Origin of the sequence: Bergeyella porcorum, assembly GCF_042427575.1 — a bacterium.
Lineage (GTDB): Bacteria > Bacteroidota > Bacteroidia > Flavobacteriales > Weeksellaceae > Bergeyella > Bergeyella porcorum.
This window is the reverse complement of record NZ_JBHMFD010000025.1, coordinates 1-3991: the sequence shown is the minus strand read 5'-3', so window position 1 is coordinate 3991 and position 3991 is coordinate 1. Positions and strand designations below refer to the sequence as shown.

General features: G+C 38.1%; 4 protein-coding genes. All 4 read right to left on the bottom strand.

Annotated elements, in window-relative coordinates; all coding sequences use genetic code 11:
- Nucleotides 1-197 precede the first annotated feature (197 nt).
- Nucleotides 198-326 (bottom strand): hypothetical protein, encoded by a 129-nt coding sequence (locus ACFFUE_RS10735; RefSeq protein WP_376835246.1) that lies wholly within the window; start codon nt 324-326, stop codon nt 198-200.
- A gap of 24 nt (nt 327-350) precedes the next feature.
- Entirely contained in the window at nt 351-1625 is a 1275-nt protein-coding gene (locus ACFFUE_RS10730) for a hypothetical protein (RefSeq protein WP_376835244.1), read from the bottom strand.
- 11 nt (nt 1626-1636) lie between these two features.
- Entirely contained in the window at nt 1637-2287 is a 651-nt protein-coding gene (locus tag ACFFUE_RS10725) for a hypothetical protein (protein WP_376835242.1), read from the bottom strand.
- Nucleotides 2288-2600: 313 nt separating this feature from the next.
- Nucleotides 2601-3911, bottom strand: a complete 1311-nt coding sequence (locus ACFFUE_RS10720) for a rolling circle replication-associated protein (protein ID WP_376835240.1) — start codon at nt 3909-3911, stop codon at nt 2601-2603.
- Nucleotides 3912-3991: the final 80 nt, after the last annotated feature.

Below are 3991 nucleotides of genomic sequence, written 5' to 3'. Positions count from 1 at the left end.
GTTTTCCTCCAAGCATTTACAGCATATAACCCCTCTTTACTTCCTTTGCGTATTTTCGAATAAACAGCACCGCTAGTCTTAGGGGCATTGCCATTCTGCTGATAACCTCCTTGGCGATTGCCATAATTCTGTCGGTTATTGCTGTAATTTCTTTGATATCCTCTATTATTGTACGACATAACTTATCTTTTTAAGGATTAAAACAAATTCTTTCTCTTTCTCGCTGGCACCATCAGATAAAGGAGCGTAGCACCAACCGCAGCCGCTAGGGCGTGACCATACGTGATTGTAACATCTTTAGACTGATAAATAGTCTGACTTAACATTTGTGTATTCATTTTTCTATTTTTTTATTTTTTGTTAAACATCAATAACAACACTCCAACCCCTAACAATAACAATAGGTTATTATTCTGCGGCTTATTGGTCAAATTCACATCGTAGATTAATCTACCATTGGAATCGTAACGCACACCCACATTACCAGTGCCACCATCAACCAATCTAGTATCGGCAATATATCCGCTATTATCTGACGATTCAGAACCATTATTTTTCAAAAATTCCTGGTATAAAAGAGGTAGTACATTAGGAACCGATAACCCCGTTTGCTGGGCTACCATTTCAGCCTCTCTAGCGTACTGCGTTGCAAACCATTCAGGCACATTAACAGAAGATTCAGAACTATATAGGTAAATCTTGTTAATAGTTCTGGTCAATATTGGACCAATATTATCCCCCTCTCGGTAGATGACTTGAGTATGGCTCTCATACTTTCTAGTATAAGAACCTGATGGATATTGTGCCAATACTCCCTCAACAAACTCCGTCAACGACTTAGAATATTCCACGGCTAAATTCTTAGAACATTTTGACTTTAATCTGCCAGACCACTCAACGAAGTGAATGGAAGCCACTTGCAAGTCATTCAACAGGTTTTCTATTTGCTTAGCGTTGCCACTCGCAAAAATAGGCTCGGCAACTCCCTTTAACACGCCTTGCAATCTCTTAACATCGGATTCTTTGAACGCCTGTGCTCCTAGACAAGTGAAATTAAACCCTGATTTAATAAATCGGTCTAATTGGTCGCCAATATTAGTCATTGGGAGTAATGAACCAAGTGCCAGACCTATAGGACCTCCAACCAATGCCGATACTCCAATACCAGCCAAGTTAGCTAATGAACCTCCAGCCATAGAACCGCCAGAAAGAAAATTACCAATCACAGAACCTACGCCAGTACCCAATGAACTACCTCCACCAATAGGTGAACCACCGCCAAGAAAATTACCAAGCCAATTACCCAATGCAGGGTTAGGATTACCGCCGATAGGATTTACATTATACTTAGGCGGCTGGGATGGATTCAACGGATTTACAGGATAGGTCTGAATCGGTGTCGTTGGATATGTTGGGATAGGCGTTACAGGAGTAACAACAGGATTAACCACAGGATTAACCACAGGATTAGGACTAATAATAGGGTTAACGATGGGACTTACAATAGGTATTGTATTCGGCGGCATCACAGACACGGGAGGGATTCGTACGCCCCCCGTACGGGTTCCACCTACCGTAGATGTACCGTCAGCAAATCCACCCCCTCTACTTGTAGCAATTAACATATTCCAATTTTTTAGGCGTTAATTAAATAATTCGCAACATCTCCCTCGATTTCGACCTTTTGATTTTGCGTCACGAACAACGGCAGGAACTTAATCGCGGTTGAATCCTCGTTGTACGGTCTCATAGAATCAATGTAATTTCTATTGAGGGACACCTTTTCAGGTTTCAATACCCCGTCAACATCTTCTATCATCACAACCGTATCAATTGAATTAACTCCAGCACCTACCATCAATAGGGGATAATACTCAGTATCAATTGTACCCCCTCTTACTTCTTTGATTGACAACGGAACGGAAGTATATCCAAGTACTTTATTCAGCTTATAACCAAATGAGGTAGGATTTGTACCCTCCCATACAATAGTTACACGCAAATAAGCATCTTCAGATAACTTTAAATTTTTGTCAAGTGCCAAAGGAAGTATATATCCCATATTTGGCACGAATTGTCTAAGAAGTTGTTTCACAAGTGACAATTTTTGACGATACAAAACTTCGTCCCTCTTATTCTTAGAAACCAGTTCTACCGTTGCCGTTAATTGGTTAAGGGTTGGTATTGCAGACCCTTCAAATACCAGGCACACAGATTGACAAGATTCTTTAATTTCAAACTGAACAAGTTTGTTAGCTGCGTCAATACTTTTTCTAATCAATGACATAATCTTTAAATTTTTTTTTATTTAACTTTTGATTTACGATGCAAAGAAAATACGCCAACGGTTACCGCTGGCGTATTTTGGCATAATTTGGCGTGTTTTGGCTTATTTTGGCGTACTTTTTCTATTTTTCTTAAGTTTTAATATCTCATCGTAAGATAACGAATAATACCGCACATAATCACGGTATTTTACAACCTTTATTCCAAATAAAAATTTTATTGCTCGCTTTATTCGGTCAGCAGTTCTAGTACTGCAATCCTCTAAGGTCGCAATATCTTTTGTTCGTAATTTGTAGTTAGGCTTAAATTCCATATCAATCAAATAATGAGGTTTGAACATACTTCACTTTATTCACAACAGGGCCAGGGGGCAATGATTGATGTTCATTTGACATTAATATCTCTTTACTCCAATTTACTTGATTCAAGATGTCCCACATCTCTAAATAATCGTGTTCGTTACGGCAACCGTGTGCCAACTTATTAGCCCTACACCAATCATCTACACGCAACATCATTAAACGGGTTAATCGCATTGTTTTTGATGAATTTATCAACATAAATACCTTTTTATAATAATTCTTAACTTTTCTTTGTAATTCATAGGTGCACTTTTTAAGAGCTTTCTTCACATTACCAGAGTAATAGCGGATGAAATCGGGAAGTGTTTCCAATTTCTTCTCTGTAAGTTCTTTTTTCAGCTCGTCAAGTTCTGCAATTTCTGTATCGTAAAATTTAGGAAAATCAACCTTTCTCAATGCTTTTGAGCAACCCCAAATCTTACCAATAACAGGTCTTCTGAATGGGTTTACTTCATTATCCGTCCCCCTCGTTGTTTCATACAATGCCAATGCCTGGGACTGTGTTAGTCCTTTGTATTCATTTTTTAGTGGGGCTTTGGTCATATACTTAACGAGGTAATTCTCCACGTCCAATATTTTATTATTCTTCTTGTCCTTCTTCAATGATTCCACAAATGCACTGTTATTGCTAGGTGCATACCCCAGTTTTAGCAGGTATTTGTTCCAGAGACGCTGCAATGTATTTTTATTCAAATAGCAATCTGCAATTAAATGAAAGTGTATATTTCCATTTTCTTGGGTCTCAGCTCTCCAAACATAATTCTTCAATCCTGGTGCCTTGTCAGACGTGCCAAGTATATGATTATCAACATTTTTCAGATGGTCGATAAAATCTACAAAGGTTTTAATAATTTCCTTATCAGAGTGTTTTTGCGGTTCTGATAAAGTAAACGTACTGAAGGTAATAAGCCGTTGTTTAAAACCGCTTGACGGCTGATACATCTTAATAACGGAGTTGATAAACACGGATGTAATTTTATAAATCTTAGCAGCGACGGCACTCGAGACTGTTCCGAGATAGCTTTTCTGCGTTTCCTTATAATATAAGTTCTGGTATTGGCGCGCCCAAGTATTGACGCATTTAACATTTCTATTCTTACTAATCTGTACGAGTTTTGAGGATAGTCCATTTTTGTCTAATTTTTCTGTTGTATTCTGTTTTAAATTATCTCTACTCTTATCATTATATCGACGACTTCCGAAGTCTGTATATTGTACTACGGACTTCGGTTTTAAAATGGCTACATCTACACAATTCATCATCTTAGAACTGCGTATTTATAGGGGTTGCGTGGTAATTCTTCGGTAACTCCGATTGTTTAGACAAGCACAAACTATATAAA

Coding starts and splice junctions, on each gene's coding strand:
- ACFFUE_RS10720 (WP_376835240.1), bottom strand. CDS start 3,911: ATGATGAATTGTGTAGATGTAGCCATTTTAAAACCGAAGTCCGTAGTA.
- ACFFUE_RS10725 (WP_376835242.1), bottom strand. CDS start 2,287: ATGTCATTGATTAGAAAAAGTATTGACGCAGCTAACAAACTTGTTCAG.
- ACFFUE_RS10735 (WP_376835246.1), bottom strand. CDS start 326: ATGTTAAGTCAGACTATTTATCAGTCTAAAGATGTTACAATCACGTAT.
- ACFFUE_RS10730 (WP_376835244.1), bottom strand. CDS start 1,625: ATGTTAATTGCTACAAGTAGAGGGGGTGGATTTGCTGACGGTACATCT.